Origin of the sequence: Pseudomonas sp. WS 5051, assembly GCF_012985715.1 — a bacterium.
GTDB classification, from domain to species: Bacteria; Pseudomonadota; Gammaproteobacteria; order Pseudomonadales; family Pseudomonadaceae; genus Aquipseudomonas; species Aquipseudomonas bubulae.
Window position 1 is genome coordinate 554,619 of sequence record NZ_JAAQWV010000001.1, and the last position, 19,530, is coordinate 574,148.

The 19,530-nt window shown below is 58.3% G+C and carries 14 protein-coding genes, 2 tRNA genes, 1 rRNA gene and 1 pseudogene; 6 read left to right on the top strand and 12 right to left on the bottom strand.

Going from position 1 to position 19,530, the window contains the following annotated elements:
- Positions 1–153: 153 nt before the first annotated feature.
- A complete protein-coding gene (gene gabD / locus HBN79_RS02440) occupies positions 154–1,596 on the bottom strand; it encodes an NADP-dependent succinate-semialdehyde dehydrogenase (protein WP_095000664.1) in 1,443 nt (480 codons plus the stop codon).
- A gap of 347 nt (positions 1,597–1,943) precedes the next feature.
- Between gabD and HBN79_RS02445 the strand changes: the two genes are divergently transcribed.
- From HBN79_RS02445 to HBN79_RS02465, 5 genes and pseudogenes are all read left to right on the top strand, one after another.
- Positions 1,944–2,020: transfer RNA gene (locus tag HBN79_RS02445), tRNA-Arg, on the top strand.
- Between the two features lie 184 nt (positions 2,021–2,204).
- Positions 2,205–2,295 (top strand) — tRNA-Ser (locus HBN79_RS02450).
- A 306-nt stretch (positions 2,296–2,601) separates the two neighbouring features.
- Positions 2,602–3,120 (top strand): RNA polymerase sigma factor, encoded by a 519-nt coding sequence (locus HBN79_RS02455; RefSeq protein WP_095017812.1) that lies wholly within the window; start codon positions 2,602–2,604, stop codon positions 3,118–3,120.
- On the top strand, positions 3,113–4,057 hold the full coding sequence (locus HBN79_RS02460; protein ID WP_232527665.1) for a FecR domain-containing protein: 945 nt from the start codon (positions 3,113–3,115) through the stop codon (positions 4,055–4,057). The genes HBN79_RS02455 and HBN79_RS02460 overlap by 8 nt, the downstream gene beginning before the upstream one ends.
- Before the next feature lie 116 nt (positions 4,058–4,173).
- A pseudogene (locus tag HBN79_RS02465) lies at positions 4,174–6,627 on the top strand (TonB-dependent receptor).
- An 80-nt stretch (positions 6,628–6,707) separates the two neighbouring features.
- Here HBN79_RS02465 and HBN79_RS02470 read toward each other — a convergent pair.
- From HBN79_RS02470 to HBN79_RS02510, 9 genes are all read right to left on the bottom strand, one after another.
- Entirely contained in the window at positions 6,708–8,189 is a 1,482-nt protein-coding gene (locus HBN79_RS02470) for a YdgA family protein (RefSeq protein WP_095000662.1), read from the bottom strand.
- A gap of 129 nt (positions 8,190–8,318) precedes the next feature.
- The gene (locus tag HBN79_RS02475) at positions 8,319–8,963 is read right to left on the bottom strand and encodes an NADH:ubiquinone oxidoreductase subunit N (RefSeq protein WP_095000661.1); all 645 of its coding nucleotides are present in this window, start codon (positions 8,961–8,963) and stop codon (positions 8,319–8,321) included.
- 106 nt (positions 8,964–9,069) lie between these two features.
- Complete coding sequence (locus HBN79_RS02480; RefSeq protein WP_138738753.1) at positions 9,070–10,515, bottom strand: efflux transporter outer membrane subunit; 1,446 nt, start codon at positions 10,513–10,515, stop codon at positions 9,070–9,072.
- Complete coding sequence (locus HBN79_RS02485; protein ID WP_169916192.1) at positions 10,512–11,414, bottom strand: efflux RND transporter periplasmic adaptor subunit; 903 nt, start codon at positions 11,412–11,414, stop codon at positions 10,512–10,514. Before HBN79_RS02485 ends, HBN79_RS02480 begins: the two co-directional genes overlap by 4 nt.
- Complete coding sequence (locus tag HBN79_RS02490; protein WP_016782973.1) at positions 11,411–11,620, bottom strand: DUF1656 domain-containing protein; 210 nt, start codon at positions 11,618–11,620, stop codon at positions 11,411–11,413. Before HBN79_RS02490 ends, HBN79_RS02485 begins: the two co-directional genes overlap by 4 nt.
- Positions 11,617–13,704, bottom strand: a complete 2,088-nt coding sequence (locus tag HBN79_RS02495) for an FUSC family protein (RefSeq protein WP_095000658.1) — start codon at positions 13,702–13,704, stop codon at positions 11,617–11,619. Before HBN79_RS02495 ends, HBN79_RS02490 begins: the two co-directional genes overlap by 4 nt.
- A complete protein-coding gene (locus HBN79_RS02500) occupies positions 13,701–14,132 on the bottom strand; it encodes a MarR family transcriptional regulator (RefSeq protein WP_016782970.1) in 432 nt (143 codons plus the stop codon). The genes HBN79_RS02495 and HBN79_RS02500 overlap by 4 nt, the downstream gene beginning before the upstream one ends.
- 100 nt (positions 14,133–14,232) lie before the next feature.
- Positions 14,233–14,490, bottom strand: coding sequence for a DUF2789 domain-containing protein (locus HBN79_RS02505; protein ID WP_095000657.1), 258 nt, complete (start codon positions 14,488–14,490; stop codon positions 14,233–14,235).
- Entirely contained in the window at positions 14,471–16,087 is a 1,617-nt protein-coding gene (locus tag HBN79_RS02510) for a glycosyltransferase family 39 protein (RefSeq protein WP_169916193.1), read from the bottom strand. The genes HBN79_RS02505 and HBN79_RS02510 overlap by 20 nt, the downstream gene beginning before the upstream one ends.
- A gap of 237 nt (positions 16,088–16,324) precedes the next feature.
- Here HBN79_RS02510 and HBN79_RS02515 point away from each other — a divergent pair, with 237 nt between their 5' ends.
- The gene (locus tag HBN79_RS02515; protein WP_095025165.1) at positions 16,325–17,023 is read left to right on the top strand and encodes a GntR family transcriptional regulator; all 699 of its coding nucleotides are present in this window, start codon (positions 16,325–16,327) and stop codon (positions 17,021–17,023) included.
- A gap of 48 nt (positions 17,024–17,071) precedes the next feature.
- On the opposite strand, the gene HBN79_RS02520 is transcribed toward HBN79_RS02515, so the two are convergent.
- Complete coding sequence (locus tag HBN79_RS02520; protein ID WP_095017816.1) at positions 17,072–18,952, bottom strand: methyl-accepting chemotaxis protein; 1,881 nt, start codon at positions 18,950–18,952, stop codon at positions 17,072–17,074.
- Between the two features lie 279 nt (positions 18,953–19,231).
- Positions 19,232–19,347: ribosomal RNA gene (rrf, locus tag HBN79_RS02525) — 5S ribosomal RNA — on the bottom strand.
- Positions 19,348–19,530: the final 183 nt, after the last annotated feature.

Genomic DNA, 19,530 nt, shown 5'->3' on the forward strand with positions numbered 1-19,530 from the left:
AAGCAGCGTGGTTCAAGGCTGACGCGCCAGGCAGACACCCATGCCAGCATGCGATGATCGACTGGCATGGCGCTCCCGGCCACAAAAATTAACAGTTTGAAACGCAGGGGAAGCATCGCTCTCGTGCCCCCTCTGCTTGAACCACCCGCCGGGTTAGATGCCCAGGCAGAGATATTTGATTTCCAGGTAGTCTTCGATGCCGTACTTGGAGCCTTCACGGCCCAGGCCAGAAGCCTTGATCCCGCCAAACGGCGCGACTTCGTTGGAGATCAGGCCAGTGTTGACGCCCACCATGCCGTACTCCAGGGCTTCAGCCACACGGAATACACGGCTCAGGTCGCGGGCATAGAAGTACGACGCCAGGCCGAACTCCGTATCGTTGGCCATCGCGATCACTTCAGCTTCGTCCTTGAAACGGAACAGCGGCGCCAGCGGGCCGAAGGTTTCTTCCTTCGCCACAGCGGCGTTTTTCGGCACGTTCACCAAAATGGTCGGCTCGAAGAAGCTGCCTTCCAGGCTGTTGCCGCCGGTCAGCAGGGTCGCGCCCTTGCTCAGTGCGTCAGCGATGTGCTCCTTGACCTTGGCCACGGCCTTGTCATCGATCAGGGGGCCTGTGGTGGTGCCTTCGTCCAGACCATTGCCGATCTTGAGCTTGGCCACCGCTACTTTCAGTTTTTCTGCGAATGCGTCGTAGACCGAGTCCTGAATGTACAGGCGGTTGGCGCATACGCAGGTCTGACCGTTGTTGCGGTATTTGGAGATGATCGCGCCTTCTACGGCTTTATCCAGGTCCGCATCGTCGAACACGATAAAAGGTGCGTTGCCGCCCAGCTCCAGCGACACTTTCTTGATGTCCTTGGCGCATTCGGCCATCAACTGGCGACCGATTTCGGTCGAGCCGGTGAAGGACAGCTTGCGCACGATCGGGTTGCTGGTCAGCTCGCCACCGATATCGCCGGCACTGCCGGTTACAACGCTCAACACGCCTTTAGGGATGCCGGCACGGTGTGCCAGCTCAACCAGGGCCAGGGCCGAGAACGGGGTTTGCGAAGCTGGCTTGATCACCATGGTGCAACCGGCGGCCAGGGCCGGGCCGGCTTTACGGGTGATCATGGCTGCCGGGAAGTTCCACGGGGTAATAGCAGCGGTCACGCCGATCGGTTGTTTGATCACGATCAGACGTTTGTCCGGCTGGTGGCCCGGGATCACGTCGCCATAAATACGCTTGGCTTCTTCAGCAAACCACTCGATAAACGAAGCAGCGTAAACGATTTCGCCCTTGGCTTCGGCCAGTGGCTTGCCCTGCTCCAGGGTCATCAGGCGGCCGAGGTCGTCCTGGTTTTCGATCAGCAGCTCAAACCAGCGACGCAGCTTGGTTGCACGCTCTTTGGCGGTCAGGGCACGCCAGGCTGGCAACGCTTTGTCTGCGGCTTCAATGGCACGACGGGTTTCAACCGCGCCCATCTTTGGCACTGTGCCGATGATTTCACCGGTAGCCGGGTTGTTGACCTTGATGGTCTGGCCACCGTCCGCATCAACCCAGGCACCATCGATATAGGCTTGCTGGCGGAACAACTGTGCGTCTTTGAGCTGCATGTGGGCTTTCCTTAACAGCACCGCGCAGGCGCGGAGCGAATTATTAAAGTAGAAAGGCGCCGTGGAAGGCTGCCGTCAGGAAGTCATTCACTGCCAAAGTATCTAAATGACGCACAAAGAACATGCCGTGCGATTCAGCACCCAGACAAGAGCGTTTGAAATCTCAAACGAATCCTAGGGATAAAGGGGGTAAAGGACAATAGCCTGTTCGAAAAAAAGAACAAGCTGCCAGACTTCACCGTTTTATCGCCCGGCCCCCATTAATAGCCCATAACGCGTAAGGAAACACCTCACGAATCAGCGGCATGGACGACTGACACGCAGATGAGTATGATGGCGGCCGCGTCGCACCAGTAGCTCAGCTGGATAGAGTACTGCCCTCCGAAGGCAGGGGTCGTGGGTTCGAATCCCGCCTGGTGCACCATTCTTTTTCCCTTGCTCAAGGGAATCGCGTCAAAACCCTGTAACCAACAGCATTTTGCCTCCCACCGAGAACCCGGTGAGCGATCGCACGCCTGTTTTTTGAGCTTTTCTGCGCAAAACGCAGATCCGGTTAAATTTTCTATGGGCAACTGACGAAAGGCTGGTTACTATACGCGGCGTTTCGCGGAGAGCTGGCCGAGTGGCCGAAGGCGCTCCCCTGCTAAGGGAGTACACCTCAAAAGGGTGTCGGGGGTTCGAATCCCCCGTTCTCCGCCATTATTTGTGGCACCTGAATGCGTTCCCTTGTTCAAGGGAACCGCGTTTTCCCCCCTACCCAATCAAACCCGATGTGCACCTGCGCAAGGTTTTGTCGCGTCCGCAGAAAACTGTGGGAGCGGGCTTGCTCTCGACTCAAGCGGCGCGGTCGTCCTGCCAGACCGCATTGATGCCATCGCGGGCAAGCCACACTCCCACAAGACTTGTCGACCGCTATAACTCAATGCTCATCCCAGCAAGAGTCGTTGCGCCATCGGGTTCAATCGTTAATGATACGGCTTCTCATTAACGCCTGAGCCCTGCTCCATGCCCTCGCCTTCACCCTCCAGCCTGCTGGCCAGTTTTCAGGAGCACTACGACGATCTGTTGTCGTTCCTGACCCGGCGCCTGCGTGACCGGCATCGGGCAGCGGATGTGGCGCAGGAAACCTGGATCAAGCTGGCAAAAATCGACCCCGAGGCGGTCACGGTACTTAATGACCGGCACTTTATTTTCAAGGTGGCGGGCAACCTGGCCATCGATGCCTTGCGCGTGGATCAGCGCCAGACACGCAACCTGAGCGGCGAACCGCCTTCACTGCAAATCGCTGATCCGGGGCTGCCGCCCGAAGGTCTGCTGCTGGCCACCGAGCGCATCGGCATTCTGGATGAGGCGCTGCAACAACTGTCGCCCAATGCCCGCCAGGCGTTACTGCTGAGTCGCATCGACGGCATGACCCAAGCCCAGATCGCCGTCGAACTGGGCGTGTCGCCAAGTATGGTGGCAAAATACATTGGCCAGGCCTTGCGCCACTGCCGTGACTGGCTAAAAGACAACCATGCCTGAGCGTGCCGTGATGCCTTCAACGCCCTCCCCTGACGATCTCGACGATCAGGCCATCGACTGGCAGACCCTGCTGCACTCGGGCGAAGCCAGCGCACGCCAGCGCCTGGACTATCAGCGCTGGCAACAGTTGAGCCCGGCGCACAAAACCGCGGCCCAAGAGGCCGAAGCGCTATGGGCGGATATCGGTCTGACCGCCAGCGCCGAGCAACATCGCGCAAGACCGCGCCGCCGGGCTTATCGCTGGGCCAACGGGCTGGCGGCGGGGTTGCTACTGGCCGTACTCGGGTATGGCGCTACGGACTATGTACCAAGCTGGTCCGACACTCATCACACCGGGGTCGGTCAGCGCCAGCAATGGCTGTTGAGCGATGGCACGCGTGTCACGTTGAACAGCGCCACGGCGTTGTCGGTCGACTTCACGGGCAATCAACGTAGCGTCATCTTGCGCAAGGGCGAAGCCCTGTTCGAGTTGGCCGATGACCCGTCGCGCCCCTTTATCGTCCAGGCCGGGCAAGACCGGGTGGCGGCTAAAAACGGGGCCTTCAGCGTGCGCCGCGATGCAGTTCAGACCCGTGTACTGGTCGCCTCGGGCGCGGTGCAAGTGCAGCACCAGACGCAAACCCTGGAGCTGCAACCCAACCAGCAGGCACTGTATCAACCAGGCCAGGCTGTCGCCGAGCGCCAGCAGGTTGATGCCAATGCCCTCACCGCCTGGCACCGCGGCAAGCTGATCTTCAACCGTAAACCCTTGCAGGACGTACTCGCCGAACTGGAGCGCTATCAATACGGCCGTATCGTGCTGCCCGATGCAACACTCGGCGCCATGCAGATCAGCGGCGTGTTCGACCTCAACGATCCACAGAACCTGCTGCATACCCTGGAACAGCGTTACGGCCTCAACATCACCTACCTGCCCTTTGTGGCGTGGGTGCACTGAAAATAATTTCGCACAGGCACTGCAAGATCCTGTCGGGCATATCGTCGTAGTAAGACCAGGAACGAATCCGTTCCCATTCGCGATATAAAAAACCTCGAACAAGGATCAAAAACGCAATGGTCGAGCACGTCAAGAAGCCGCGTGGCGCACACCTAAACGAACAGCGACTGCGCCAGGTATTCGTAGCCACAGCCTTGCTGGCCAGCCTGGGAGGCCCGCTGCAAGCCAGTGCCCAGACCACAACTGCGGCCACGCCCGGCACGTCCCAGCACACCCGCCAGGTCAGCGTGGACGTCAGGGCCCAGGACCTCGATCAGGCGCTCACCCAGTTTGCCGATCAAGCCGATTTGCACCTGCTGTTTACCTCAGCCGAAGTCGCCGGCTTGCACAGCCAGGCGCTGCGGGGGGAGATGAGTGTTGAACAGGCCCTGCAATCGCTACTCAAAGACAGCGGTCTGGTCTGGCAATTCAGCGATGCCCGCACCGTCATCTTGGGTAAACCTCAAGCCCCCGCTCAGAGCCTGCAACTCAAGGCCCTGGAAGTCAGCGTCGGCGCCCGTACCAGCACCTCCATCAGTGAAATCCCGGGCACCGTGTGGGTGGTCGACCAGGTGCAGTTGCAGGAGCAACTGGACACTGGTGTCACCCTCAAGGAAGCCATCGGCAAACTGGTGCCGGGGCTCGACCTGGCGCCCGAAGGGCGCAGCAACTACGGCCAGAACATGCGCGGGCGCAACGTGCTGGTGATGATCGACGGCGTCAGCCAGAACAGCTCGCGAGGGCTGTCGCGCCAGTTCGACAGCATCTCGCCGTTCAACGTAGAGCGGATCGAAGTGCTGTCCGGCGCCAGCGCGCTGTACGGTGGTGGCGCCACAGGCGGGATCATCAATATCGTGACCAAAAAGGGCACCCCCGGCCCCGCGCAATTCGAAACAGAGCTGTCCGCCACCAGCGGTTTCAACAACAGCGACGACCTCTCCAGCCGCATTTCACAATCCGTCAGCGGCGGCACTGATCGGGTCTATGGCCGCCTGGGGATTTCCGGTGAACAGAACGAAGCCTTTTACGATGGTAAAGGCGATCAGGTATTTATCGACAACACCCAGACCGACCTGCAATACAACCGCACCCTAGACCTGATGGGCAGCCTGGCAATCAAGCTCGATGACGTACAGGACCTGGACTTGCTGGCCCAGTACTATGATTCGGGGAACAACGGCAGCGTCGGGATTTACTTCCCCAACCTGCACGACAAAGCACCGTCCAATCTCGAAGACGCCGAAATCCGCAGCGGCTACGACACCGACCTGGAGCCGCGTTCCAAGCGCCTGCTGTTCAACGCCAACTATCACCACGCCGACCTGCTGGGCCAGGACTTCTACTTGCAGGGCTCGTACCGCAAGGAAGACAACAATTTCTATCCGTTCCCGTACTACAACGCCGGTAAACCGCAGGGTTCCAAGGGCGTGTACTTCGCCGCTTCGCAGCAGAACTTCGAAGTCACCAGCCTCAAGGCGCTGTTTGCCAAACAATGGGACAGCCTGAAGCTGACCTATGGCGTAGACCTCGACCGCGAGCGCTTCAATGCCGAACAAAGCGTGTTCGATTCGGCCATTTCATCCGAAAGCGGCGGCCTGGACCTGGTCACCCAAAGCAAGTCCCCGCGCTACCCAAGTTACCGGGTTGATGGGCATTCGGCCTACGCCCAGCTTGACTGGAAACTTACCGATGCCCTGACCCTGTCTGGCGGCGCGCGGCGCCAGCAAATGGACGTCGATGTCGGTGTGTTCAAGGGCATTGCCGGTGGCAGCAACGACTACGCGGTCAACCTGTTCAACCTGGGCGCCATTTATGACTTCAAGAATGGCCATCAAACCTGGGTCAACTACAGCGAAGGCTTTGATTTGCCGGACCCGGCCAAGTACTACGGCAAGGCGGGGCTGAGCGTCAAAGACAACCCGTTGGCCGGGATCAAGAGCCGTCAGGTCGAAACCGGCTGGCGCTTTGCCGATGTGGATTGGGACGCGCAGGCGGCGATCTATTACATCTGGTCCGACAAGGTCATCACCACGGACGCTGCCACGCTGACGATTGATGTAACCGACAAGAAGAGCCGTGATTTTGGCTTTGAAGGCGCGCTGACCCGTCACTTCAATAACGGTTGGGACGCAGGCGGCACCTTGCATCTGGTACGTTCAGAGGAAGAGGACGCGCAAGGCGACTGGATGAAGCGTGACGCCCGGTATGCGTCATTGTCCAAATCCACCGCGTTTGTTGGCTGGCACGGTGATGGGCGCAATGTGCGCTTGCAGGGTAACCATGCCTTTACGCTTAAAGACGATTCCGACCACAAGATCAGCGGTTACACCACGTTCGACTTGATGGGCAGCTAGGAGACTGAATTCGGCACGTTCAGCGCCGGCATCCAGAACCTGCTGGACAAGGAGTACAGCACGGTCTGGGGCCAGCGTGCGGCGCTGTTCTACTCGCCGACCTACGGCCCGGAGTACCTGTATGACTATCAGGGCCGTGGCCGCACATACACCATGACCTGGTCATTGGCTTATTGAACAGAGCAAGACAGTGGGAGCGAGCCTGCTCGCGAAGATCGTTCGCGAGCAGGCTCGCTCCCACAGTTTAAGTCGCGGCTTTACTGGCTGGCCACACCACCAAAGCGGGTACTCATCGCAGTGATGAAGTCTTCAAGGCTCATTTTCTGGCCATTGAGATCCACCTGGCCATCAGCGTAATTGAGCGAAGCCAGGATGTTGTTGCCCTCCACTTTGGCCAGCCCGGTTTGCACCGCCATCACGCCTGCCATCTCGCTGTTCATGCTGGCCATCTTGGCAATGGCTTGCGGATCGGTCTGGCCAACCAACTGTGCCTGCACCGCTGACAAATCAGCAATCATCGGCTTGGACAGCAACAGCTTGGCATCCAGCGCGGTCAGCATCTGCTTGGTAACGTCAACTGGCGGCTGCTCAAATGAGGTCGGCTTGGCCAGCCCCATGACAACGTTGAGCTGGCTTTCACCATTGGCGGTCTTGATCGTGAATTTCTCCAACGCCAGTTGCGGTTTGGCAGCCAGAATTTTTTCAACCTGAAGCTGCATCTGCACTTGCTCCGCCGGGGTCAGCGGGGTTTGCGGCAGGGTACCGTCGGCCTGAGGCTGGAACTTGTTCTGATAAATCTGCAGCAGCGCCTGCATGGCCGGGATATCCAGGCTGCTGGCAGTCAGTACCATTTGCGCACTGCCCACCGGCTTGCCATCCAGGGTGATATCACCGACGTTATAGGCCAGACGCCCGGACATCAGGTTGCCATTGGCGGAAGCAGAATCCGTGTACTCGAAGTTCTTGAGTTTGATCACCGATTGCTTGACGCCATAAGTCAGCTGACCTTCGCTCAGCGCCATCACGTTCTGCCCAAGATAGAAGCCAAAGTCGGTCTTCTTCAGGTCACTGGCCAGGGTCAGGCCGTTGAGCTCGACCGTTACCGGCGGGTTCTCAATCGTGATCGCATTGAGCTTGAGGTGGTCCATATAGCCTTTGGCCTTGAGGTTCTGGCCATCAGCATCGGTCTGGGCTTGCATGGTCATGCCCGAGAAGCTGAACGTGGAGTGCTCGTCCAGCTGGGTCTCCAGTGCCATCAGCTCCATATGACCGTCAACCGAGCGGTCGTAACCCAGGGTGACCTGACCTTTGAGCGGAGCCTGATCCTTGGTTGCGGCAAACCACTTTTCGGTAAATGGGGTTTTTTCCAGCGAGTAATTGCTGACCGCCATCACTGGCATCCACTTGAACGTCTTGATACGCGACCACGGCAATGGACCATGCTCGATATTATCGACAAACAGCAATTCCACCGGCTTCGCATCCGGGCCCGCCTTGTCGTCCTGGATCTTCAGGCGATAGTGCGCGGTGCTGCTGTAGAGGTTGCGCTCAATGGAAACCAGCTCAATAGTGCCGTGAGTGGTGGTGCCTTGCAGTTGCTTGGCCAGCTCCTGGTTGGTCTGCTCGATCGAGGTCTGCAACACACCCTCGATTTTGCTGCCGGTATACCACGCGCCAGCGGTATTCAGCGCCCCGGCGACAACAACGATCCCTACCAGCACACCTAATGGTTTATTCATCAATTGACCCGTTCAATGTCCGTTATGTTGAAAGTAAAGCGGTCTTTGCCAAGCCCTTCATGGGCCGAAAAGTGCTAGCAGATTAACACTGGCAGCAGAGCAGACGCTCCTCCAACGTGATACCTGGCTTTATGCAGGTTGGGCGTAACGCTGGTCAATTTCGTCGAGCTGGTGGTCGAAACTCTTGAGACTGGCACTCCAGGTGTACACCAGCACTTCCAGATCATGGTCGATGCATGTTTCTCCTACAGAATTAAAAGAAACGTCCGAGTAATCCAGCTGATAACGCTCACGCGCCATCGCTGCCGCGACATTCGAGAGCTCACGCGCAGTGTCGAGCCATTGGCGCTCTTCGGATGGCAGGGCCTTGTCGAGTTTCAGGCATTGGGTCTTGAGGGCTTCGAGGCTTTTTTCCAGCGGGGTGCCGGTAAGTTCGCCCATAAACTCCTGGAAGGTCCGGCCCGGTTGCCAGTAACTGCCCCAGAAATAGCGGTCAAATACCGTCTCTACCCGCCGCAGGGCAACCTTGGTGTCCCAGATCAGGACGCGGGTCTGGCCCTGGTTGATCTGGCGTTTTTTGATCTGCCGGGTTTGCACCGAGGCGCAGGCCACCACCACTATGGCCAGAACGGCAATCAACGCACTCGCGCTATCGAGAAAGATCATTGCCTTGTCGATCTGGTGCGCCAGCATGATGCCGTAGAAGTAGGTCGCCGAAAGCAGCACCACGGCTGCCACTGCACACCAGAAGCCGGGAGCATAAGGGTTTTTCATTATTAGTATCCCCATCAGGCATGGTCTGCACGATGAGGAGGGCTACAGACCGCAAACGCCCTGAACCATCGTTCTGATACCGATAATTCAGAGCATAGCAACGCTGTCAGGGTTTGGCGTTTGTCGCCGCTTGCGTTCGTCCACTTTCCCAGCCCCCACCCAAGGCCAGGAACAGATCGATCTGACTCATGGCAACCTGGGTGTTGGCCGCCGACAATTGCGCGCGCATGTCAGTGTAGGTGCGGGTTGCCTGCAGATCGGCCAGGAATGACTCGCGCCCCGCCTGGAAGAACTGATGGGTCTGGTCGGCCGCCGTTTTGGCCGACAACTCGGCCTCTGCCAGGGCATCACGGCGCTGCAGCAACGCCGTGTATTGCACCAGGCTGGTCTGGGTTTCACGGATGGCATTGAGCACCACACCGTCAAACTTGGCCAAAGCGCCTTGAGTCACCGCCTCGGCCTCACGAATTCGGGCTCGCGAGCCATTGGTCGGAATCGTCCAGCTCAGCATCGGGCCGAAGCCCCAGCGGTTAGTAGGGGCCGTGCCCAGGTTGTCGATAATCCCCACTGTGCCAATGCTGGCACCGATGCTGATGTCCGGGTACAGCGAACCTGTGGCCACACCGATTTCGGCGGTGGCGGCGGCCAGATGGCGTTCGGCCTGACGCACGTCCGGGCGGCGTTTAAGCAGTGCTGCACCGTCCCCCACGGGCAGCAATTGCGCGATATGCGGCAGCTCGGCGCAGGTAGCCACACCGGCGGGCAGTTGATCCAGCGGCCTGGCCAGCAACATCGACAAACGGAACAGGCCGGACTGGCGCAATGCTTCGTAACGGGGCAATTCTGCGCGCAACGATTTGAACTGGGTTTCAGAACGGGTGACCTGGGTTTCATCACCGCGACCCGCATCACGCAGGCGCTGGGTCAGGCTGGTACTTTGCGCTTGCAGCTTGAGGGACTCTTCTGCGATGTGGTGTTCCTCATTGGCTGCGCACACTTGGGTGTACGCCCGCACCACATCCGCCACCAGAGTGATGCGCGCGGTGTCGGCGGCAGCCTGAGTCGCGTCGGCGTTGGCCTGTGCCGCTTCGATCCCGCGCTGCAAAGTGCCCCACAAGTCGAACTGGTATGAAGTGCTGATACCCAGATCACCGACATTGGCTACCGGCACCTTGTCCGCCAGCAGGAACGCTTCACCGGACTCCTGCAGGCGCTGGGCGCCCGCTTTCACAGAACCACTCCAGCCACCGGCCGACTGTGCCTGCTCAACCTGGGCCCGCGCCCGCGACAGGTTCGCCGCAGCGACCCGCAGATCGGTGTTGGAGGCCAGCGCCTGGCGCACCAGTTCATTGAGCTTTGGGTCCTCATAGAGCTTCCACCAGTCAACTGGAACCGGGGCGGACACCACGTTGGCGCCCTCGCCAGCCAGTTGGCCCTGCAAGTCCGGGCGCTGCATGGCCGCGTCTTTGGGCAATTGGTAATCAGGGCCAAGCAGTTGGCAACCGGACAGCAGCAGCCCCAGTCCTACGGCTGCCAGGCGAACGGCTTTCATTGCGCGCGCTCCGGGGCAGGCTGGGCTTTGGCCGAATCTTCGATGATGGACACGGTCGCGGTGCGGCCGGCGATCATGCGAAAGTCTTCAGGCACGTCGTCGAACACGATGCGCACCGGAATCCGTTGCGCCAATCGCACCCAGCTGAACGCAGGGTTGACGTTGGGCAGCAGGTTCTGGCCACTGGTGCGGTCACGGTCTTCGATGCCCGCCACAATGCTTTCAACATGCCCGCGCAAACGTGCGTTGTCACCAATGACACGGATATCGACGCTTTGGCCGACATGGATGCCATCGAGTTTGGTTTCTTCAAAATAGCCGTCGATATGGAACGAGCTGCTGTCGACGATCGACAATACTGCCCGACCGGCCGTGACGAACTCATTGACCCGTGGAGCCCGGTCGTTGACGTAACCATCGACGGGGCTGCGCACCACCGTACGATCCAGATTGAGCTGGGCGCTGTCCACGGCCACTTGGGCCTCAATCAGTGCGGCCTGGGCGCGCATTTCACGGGACTGGCTTTCTTCAAGCTGTTCGCGGGCGACCAGGTTGCCCAGGCCTTTGTTACGGCGGCTCTCACGTTGGGCCTGGGCCAGGGTCTCCTTGCGATCGGCCACGGTGGCTTCGGCCTGACGCAGCGCCAGCTTGAAGCGCTCCTGGTCGATGACAAACAACACCTGATCACGGCTGACGGGCTGGTTGTCACGCACATCCACCTGCTTGATCAGGCCCGACACGTCGGGGGCGATTTGCACGATGTCGGCGCGAATGTGGGCGTCACGGGTCCAGGGAGCAAACATGTAGTACATGGTCATGCGCCAGACCACGACGCAGGCAAACGTCACCACCAATAAGGTGAGAACGACACGGCCCAGGGTCAGTAAAGGTTTTTTCATGTCATCAGATATCGACTGAACGAATCCACAACGCCGAGTAACAGAGCGTAGAGACCGACGTTGAACAAAGCCCGGTGCCAGACCAGGCGGTAAAAGTGCACACGGGTGAGTAACCCGTGAACCACCAGAAACAACAAGTAGGTGATGCCCATCAGTACCAGGAGCGTGGGCAGGAAAACCCCGCTGATATCTACGTCACCGATCATAGCGGCGCTCCCTCAATGTGGGCCTGGGGATGTGGCCGGTCGTCGTTGTCGACAATAAATTCGACACCGGGCAGCAGCGCCAGACGCAGGCCGCTGAGGGCGTGCAACAGATGCACTCGTGCCTCGCCTTCGGCTTGCAGGTCATTGGCGTTGAGGGCGCGACGCGTGCGGTCCATGGTCATTTGCAGGCCCATTGGCATTGGCAGGCGCTCACCCGCCTTGAGGCAGGCACAAAAGTAGTCACCCACATCACTGACCACCTGGCGCAGCAACAGTTGCGGCCCGCCCGTAACCCTGGGTGCGTAGGCCAGCAGATCGAGCAGGTTGAGGGCCACCCGCAGGTCACGCAAGGCGCTGCCGGTGTCCTGCCCGGTCAGGGCCAGACGTGGCAAGTGCTGCATCAGGCGGTCGAGCATTTGCGCGCCCATTTGCCGGTGTTCGGCCAGGGTGGCGGGCTGGGTCAGGCTGACAATGTCACGCCAGCTGAAGCGGGTCAGGCGTTTGGCCGCCAGTTCGGCACCGAACGGGCGCGCGATCAGGGTCCAGACGAAGGCAAACAGCAGGCCGACGGGGCCGGCCAGGTTGGCGTTCATAAACACCATGAAGTCCGCGTCGTAGGCGCCCTGGATACTGATAAACGAGGCGGTGTTGACGATAGTCAGCAAGGTGCCCAGGTAAAAGCGCGGTTGCACGGTCAGGGTGCCGACGCAGATAAACGGCACGGCAAACGCCAGCACCAGCATCGGGAAGTCATGCAGGTTGGGCAGGATCACAAACAGGTAGAGGCTGGCAAACAGCACCGACAGCGAGGTCCAGAAAAAGAACCGGTAGATCTGTGGCGCCGGATCGTCCATCGCGGCAAAAAAGCTGCAGGCCACGGCGGCCAGAATCACCGCACTGGCGCCGTCAGTCCAGCCGAGCAGAATCCACAACACCGAGGCGACGACAATCGCGGTGACGGTAGAGAACGCTGAATAAAGCATCAGCCCGCGATCCAGAAATGGCGTCAGGCGACCCAGGCGCCAATGCCGATAGACCGCACGCCAGACATCCTGGTTACCGGTCGAGATGGCCTCTTGCAGGCTGCGGCAGTCTTGCCACAGGTCGATCCACTCACCCAGCCGGTACAGCACGTTGGAGAGCACCAGTTGGCGCCGATCATCCAGGGCGGCGGCGCTGGGCTGCAACGCTTCAAGTTCATGGCGCAATGCTTGCCACTGCTGGATCGAGGCGCCCTCACGGGTGCGCTCAAGCCATGCCTGGGCGTGGTCGAGCAATGGCGTGACCTTGTCGAGCAGCTCCGGAGCGCGACGCTCCAGCGCATAGAGTGCATCGTCCAGGGCATCGACCACCGGCAGCAGGTGGATCATGCGTCCACGCAGCTCTTTGGTGTTGCGCACGGTCTGCGGGTGCGCGCCCTCATGGGGCAACTGGCCAATCATCATTTCAAGGCTGTTGAACGTCGCCACCATTGATGAACGCAGGCCACTGGCTTTGCTGGGTTCGACATCGCGGGCCAGAAAGTGCTTGCTGTAATTGCTCGCATCGGCAAACCACTTGGCCGCCGCGTCGATAAATACCGGCGTCAGGCGCCGAGGCCAGAACATGCTGCCTACGACCGCCGCGCAGACGATACCGAGCATGATTTCTTCAGTACGCGAAACGGCGATGTCGAACACATTCAGCGGGTTATCCACAATCGGCAGGGCGATCATGGGCATGGTGTAGCCGGCGAGCATGAACACGTAGCTGTTGGCGGTGCGCAGGTGCAGCGACAGGAACAACAAAATGCCCGTCCAGAGGGCAATCACCAGCACCAGCAAGAACGGTGTCTGGACAAACAGCGGCACAAAAAATACCGCTGCAGCAGCGCCTATCAGCGTGCCCAGGGCTCGGTACACGGCCTTGGAGCTGGTGGGCCCGACAAAGGGGCTGGAGACGATATAGACCGTAGCCATGGCCCAGTAAGGGCGAGGCATTTCCATCAGCAAGGCGATATACAGCGCGATCATCGACGCGGCGAAGGTACGTACCCCGTAGAACCAGTCGCGGGCAGGCGGCATGCTGCTGAAAAAACCGTTCAAGAGGCAGCCCCGTCAGGCAGTTGTCCGGCAGCTTCGAAGGCTTTGATCACACGCAACGCAGCTTCCTGGTCAGCCACTGGAATATCGGCCAGAGCGGCCCTTCTCAGTTGTACAAGCTGAGCTTCAATCGATTGCACCAGAGCACGCCCGGTGTCGGTCAGGCTCAGGGTTTTGGCGCGGCGGTCGCTGGCATCTTCACAGCGGCGCACATAGCCAGCCTTGCACAGTTGATCGAGCAAGCGCACCAGCGACGGGCTTTCCATCCCGGCAGCGTGGGCCACGGTGACTTGCCGCACACCCTCACCCAGGCGGCCGATGATCAGCAGCGGCATGGCGCAGGCTTCGGAAATACCATAGTTGACCAGCGTGGCCTGGCAGACGCGACGCCAATGGCGAGTCGCAACCACCATGCCGGTGCTGATGCTCATTTGCAGTGGATCGAGAGTGTCAGGCAAGAGGCGTCACATAATGTTAGTTTGCTAACTATTAATATTGCGCGGCCAGATGAGCACAGTCAAGTGTTGCTATTTATTTCTTAGGGCCCGTGACTGGTTTTTGCCGCAGCATCAGATTCAATTGGTCGACAACTTCAGCCCAGTCAGCGTCTTCAAGATGCTCCTCACGCAAAAAAGCCGCTTGGGCGGGCGTCCAGAAAAAAGCATCTTCAAGCTTGAGGTCAGGCTTGAGTGGCGAGTGGGTGGTGACAAACTTTTCGATATCTTCCGGGCTGGACGGCAGGCCCAGCTGCTTGAACAAGGATGGCAGGCTATGGGTTGGCTTTTGCATCGAGTTGACTCCATTCAGGTTCAGAGCCGCATTTGGCGGCAACGCAGGTCAAATATAGACGAGCCTGAGTGTCATCGACGGCCAGGTCCTGTGCTTTGCGCCAATCCATGGGAATTGCACTGAAGTCGTCGGGCTGCAGTTTGCTGCTGATCAGCCAGATACGACCCGGGCCTGGGGGCATATCGCTCAGGCGATCGACATAGATACTTGTGCCGTGGCCATTTACCAGCGTGCCAAAGCCATAGTCATTCGGGCGCCCTGAAGTGCCATCTTCCAGGGGCGGCGTATAGAGCATCGGTTGAAATCCGGTCTTGTTGTAATAGACAAAGCTGAAGTACCAGAACAGGTCACTGACGACGATCCGGTCACCGGGCTTGAACTGCTGGTTAACGTGCTCCACCAGACGATCAAAATGATCGGCATCGCTGCTGAAGTTGCTGCGCAAGCCCGTCACTTCGGCGCCAATGAACAGTGTCAGCAGCGCTATGGCCAGCGCCCGCTTGCGCTTGAACAGTTGATCGACTGCAATCGCCACAAGCAGCGGCAAACCCAACGCTGCAAACATCACATAGCGTTCGATAAACAGAGGCGAGATAAAGGATACGCCGTAAATGGCCAGGATCGGCAGCAGGGTGTAGATCACGATCAACGTGATGAATTTATGCGGGCTTGAATCGCGTACAGCCATTCCTGCGACGCCGCCAAGCAGTGCCTGCGGTGCCAGCCAGAACAACGGCCAGGGCAGGTAGTCGCCTTCATCCTGTATCAACAGCTGCCACGTCATGGCGGGCAAGGAGCGGGCATCGACTGCAGGCTCCCACCCCACATCACCGCCACTCTTGAGTTCATCCATATGTTGCAGCAAATCCACCAACCCCGGCAGCCAGGGCAGGAACAACAGCACAATGGCAACGTTAACCAGCCACCAGGCCGGGCGCCTGATCAGCCAGCCGCTGCTGCGGCCACTTAGCAACAGGTACAGCCAATGGGCCATTACACAAAACGCAGTGAAGTAATGGGTGTAAAAAGCAGCCGCCATCAGCACGGTGTAGAGCACCGGGTAGCGATACTTATGCGGGGCCTTGACCCAGTACACCAGCGCGATTGTGGCAGCTATCAGCCACAACCCCATCAGTGAATACATCCTCACTTCCTGGCTGTAGCGCACGGCGGTAGGCAATAACGCCAGCAGCAGGCCCGCCAGCAATGCAGCCCGCGGGGTGGCCACCAGCCGTACCAGCCAGATACCGAAAAATACCGTGGCAATGCCGGGCAGGACACTCAGGGAACGAATCGAGACCAGGCTGTCACCAAACAGCGCTATCCAGCCGTGCAACAGCATGAAATACAACGGAGGGTGAACATCGTGCGCAGCATGAAACCAGATCCCCGACAGCGGGTAGTCGCTCAGCATCAGGCTGGAGCCTTCGTCGCACCAGATCGCCGAGGCGGTGAAACCGTAAAAGCGTACTCCTGCGGCCAGCAGCAAAATACACCACAGCCACGGCTGACGAATCAGGCTGGAAAAAACGTTAGAGGGCTGTAACAGGAGTTCAAACCGTTGCTCACCCACATCGTTGTTGCTGAGTACGCCCATCCCTCACCTGCTGTGCATTGGTGCTGCAAATCGGGCAGCTCTAACTTCGGCGATTGTAGGGCACAGCCCATAACAAAAGGGAGGGCACCCGCCAAGAAAGATAGTGGCCCCATGCAATCTCTTATCCCGCAGTCACGCTAAACTATGCGTAACAAGGTTTGACAGCAATCAGGTCAGTACCTAACTTGAATTGGATCCAAACAAGTATGCCGGTTCGTCGGCACAGGTAGTCGCAACGTGGCCGTTAAAAACAATCCCTTAAACAGCATAGTTGTGTCGGGTCCCATACCCGCTCACCTGGCGCGCTCGGAGATCGAAGAAACCTTGCGCAACGCCATTCTTGATGGCCGTTTGCCTTGCGGTACAGCCATTCGCCAGGAAGCACTGGCGAAGTTGTTTGGTGTCAGCCGTATGCCTGTACGCGAAGCACTGCGTCAGCTGGAAGCTCAAGGTTTGCTGCAGGTCGTGCAATACAAGGGTGCCGTGGTCGCTCCTTTGATTGAAGACAACTCGCTCGAAACCTATGAACTGCGACAGTTGCTCGAAGCCCAGGCACTGCGCCTGTCAGTACCACTGTTGAGCAAAGAGGATTTCGAAGAAGCCGAGGGCTATATCGAAGCGCTCGAGATCGAAAAAGACTTCGGAAAAATCGGCACACTCAATCGGCAATTTCATCAGGCGCTTTACTGCAAGGCTCCTAATAAAAAACTGCTGGCACTCATTGAGTCAGGGCTAATTGAAGAAGAGCGTTTTCTACGCTTCAACCTTGAGCAGATGAACCTTGGGAAGTTGTGCCAGGACGATCACCGTGCGTTGTTGCGTTATGCCCGGGCCAGAGATGTCGAGGCTTGTATTGCAGAGCTGGAGTTGCACCTGCAGCGCGGGGTGAAGGCTATTACATACTACTTGAGCATGGTCAAAACAAAACAGCCCTGACATATGAATCGCCAGGGCTGTGGATAACTTATTGCTGACCTGCGGGTTTCAGATTTTGAAACTGTCGACCAGTTGCTTGAGACGGCTGGCCTGCTGCGATAGCGCATCGCAGTCCTTGAGGGTTTCGTTAAGGTTCACCACACCTTGCTGGTTAAGCAAGTTGATCTGGTTGATATCCACATTGAGGGTTTCGACCACTGCCGTTTGCTCTTCAGTGGCGGCGGCAACCGACTGGTTCATACCGTCGATCTCATCGATGCGCTGAGTCACGCTGATCAAACGGGCACCCGCCTGATTGGCGACCTCGACACTCTCCTCGCTGGAGACCTGACTCGCATTCATGGTGCTGACCGCTTCGCGGGAACCTACCTGCAGCGAGGTGATCATTTTATGTATCTCCTCTGCCGACTCCTGAGTGCGGTGGGCGAGGTTGCGCACCTCATCCGCCACCACGGCAAAGCCGCGACCCGCTTCGCCCGCACGAGCAGCCTCAATGGCTGCGTTGAGGGCCAGCAGGTTGGTCTGCTGAGAGATACCTTTGATCACATCCAGAATGTGCCCGATGTTGTCGGTGCTGGCATTCAGGGTTTCTATTTGCGCACACGACAAACTGATCTTCTGCGACAGCTCGGTCATGGCCTGGATGGTCTGTTCAACCACTTTGCGACCGTCATCTGCCTGCTCGCTGGCACCGCTTGCATGTTGCGAAGCATCGGCGGCGTTACGGGCGATTTCCTGGGTGGCGGCACCCAGTTCATTGATCGCCGCGGCGACACTGTTGGTGCGCGCACTTTGCTCGTCCGAGCCGACAATGGAAGCGTTGGATGAGGCCATAACGCGGTGTGACAGGTCATGAACCTGACGAGTAGCAGAAGACACTTCGCTGATCGAGGCGTGGATACGCTCGACAAACTGGTTGAACGAGCTGGCCAGCTCACCGAATTCGTCCTTGTTCTCAATGACCAGACGGCGCGTCAAGTCACCCTCGCCCTGGGCGATATCCTGCATCGCACGGCCCATGGTGGTCAGTGGACGCATCAGTACACGGATCAACAAACTCAACAACAACGCAATCGCGGCCACTGCAATAAACATTGCAATCAACGCAGACGTACGGAATTTAGACAGCGGCGCGTATGCTTTTTCTTTGTCTATTGACTGACCGATATACCAATCCGCGGACGGCAGGCCTGTCACCGGGGTAAAGGAAATAATCCGCTCATGACCATTGAGCGTCACTTCCTGAATGCCCTTCTCGATGCGCAGAGTACTGACCGGGTAAATGTCCTTCAGGTTCTTCATCACCTGATCTTTATCCGGGCTAACGATAACCTGGCCATCACTGCTCACCAGAAACGCGTAGCCCAGGCCACCGGAATCAACCGAATTGATGATTTTGACCAGGCTGTCCAGGCTCAGGTCACCTCCCACCACACCCAACAACTCACCGCCTTTTTTAACGGGCATGGCGATGGTCACAATCAGGCCTCCGACAGCTGCCATATAAGGAGGTGTCAACATGGTCTGACCGGCGCCTACAGCTTGCTTGTACCAGGGGCGCTCGCGGGGGTCATAACCTGCAGGCATGGTCGCGTCAGGGCGTTGAGTAAACACGCCATTGGCTTGCCCGACGTAGGTGAACTGAAAGTTGGAGGTGAATGCCGGCTGATCAACCAGGCCAGGGAGATCAGCCTGGCTGCCTTGCTGCGCAATATTCTGTGCCAGGCTCTCCAGCACCAGAATGCGGCCACCAAGCCAGTTCTGAACGCTGCTGGCTGTCAGGTTGCCAGCCTGTTGCACCGAGGACTCGATGTTCTGCTTGATGGTGTCGCGCTGCAGATAGTCGTTGTACAACGTGAATAACGCAAACGCCAGAACCACGACGCCTGAAGCGGCCAGAAGGATTTTATGACTGAACTTGAGATTCATAGCATGGGACTTCTTATGCCAAAAGTTGGGATGCGTACGGTGTGTGCAACCTGTTGGCAGCTCTGCTCGCACGCAATGCTCAACAGGCTGTCGGCACGGACGGCAGAATACTTAGCCACGTTTGATGGCAATGTGCTTAATCCGACGAAAGCGCAGCTGTGCGATTTGAGGTTTGGCTTTTGGAAGGGGGTTCAGACGAACAGAAAGGGCGCTGGGGATTTACGTCGCGCAAAAACAAAACCCCTGTCTGCGTTAGCAGACAGGGGTTTCGGAATTCAATCTTGACGATGACCTACTCTCACATGGGGAAACCCCACACTACCATCGGCGATGCATCGTTTCACTACTGAGTTCGGGATGGGATCAGGTGGTTCCAATGCTCTATGGTCGTCAAGAAATTCTGTGGCAGATCCGTTATCAAAACGTGCCTGCGAAAACTTGGGACTTCTATAAAAACAAAATCCCCGTCTGCGCGAGCAGACAGGGATTTTGGAATTTAATCTTGACGATGACCTACTCTCACATGGGGAAACCCCACACTACCATCGGCGATGCATCGTTTCACTACTGAGTTCGGG

Bases quoted from the DNA above. Each gene is read 5' to 3' on its own strand.
- gabD (WP_095000664.1), bottom strand. From the start codon at position 1,596: ATGCAGCTCAAAGACGCACAGTTGTTCCGCCAGCAAGCCTATATCGAT.
- HBN79_RS02455 (WP_095017812.1), top strand. From the start codon at position 2,602: ATGCCCTCGCCTTCACCCTCCAGCCTGCTGGCCAGTTTTCAGGAGCAC.
- HBN79_RS02460 (WP_232527665.1), top strand. From the start codon at position 3,113: ATGCCTGAGCGTGCCGTGATGCCTTCAACGCCCTCCCCTGACGATCTC.
- HBN79_RS02470 (WP_095000662.1), bottom strand. From the start codon at position 8,189: ATGAATAAACCATTAGGTGTGCTGGTAGGGATCGTTGTTGTCGCCGGG.
- HBN79_RS02475 (WP_095000661.1), bottom strand. From the start codon at position 8,963: ATGAAAAACCCTTATGCTCCCGGCTTCTGGTGTGCAGTGGCAGCCGTG.
- HBN79_RS02480 (WP_138738753.1), bottom strand. From the start codon at position 10,515: ATGAAAGCCGTTCGCCTGGCAGCCGTAGGACTGGGGCTGCTGCTGTCC.
- HBN79_RS02485 (WP_169916192.1), bottom strand. From the start codon at position 11,414: ATGAAAAAACCTTTACTGACCCTGGGCCGTGTCGTTCTCACCTTATTG.
- HBN79_RS02490 (WP_016782973.1), bottom strand. From the start codon at position 11,620: ATGATCGGTGACGTAGATATCAGCGGGGTTTTCCTGCCCACGCTCCTG.
- HBN79_RS02500 (WP_016782970.1), bottom strand. From the start codon at position 14,132: ATGAGCATCAGCACCGGCATGGTGGTTGCGACTCGCCATTGGCGTCGC.
- HBN79_RS02505 (WP_095000657.1), bottom strand. From the start codon at position 14,490: ATGCAAAAGCCAACCCATAGCCTGCCATCCTTGTTCAAGCAGCTGGGC.
- HBN79_RS02510 (WP_169916193.1), bottom strand. From the start codon at position 16,087: ATGGGCGTACTCAGCAACAACGATGTGGGTGAGCAACGGTTTGAACTC.
- HBN79_RS02520 (WP_095017816.1), bottom strand. From the start codon at position 18,952: ATGAATCTCAAGTTCAGTCATAAAATCCTTCTGGCCGCTTCAGGCGTC.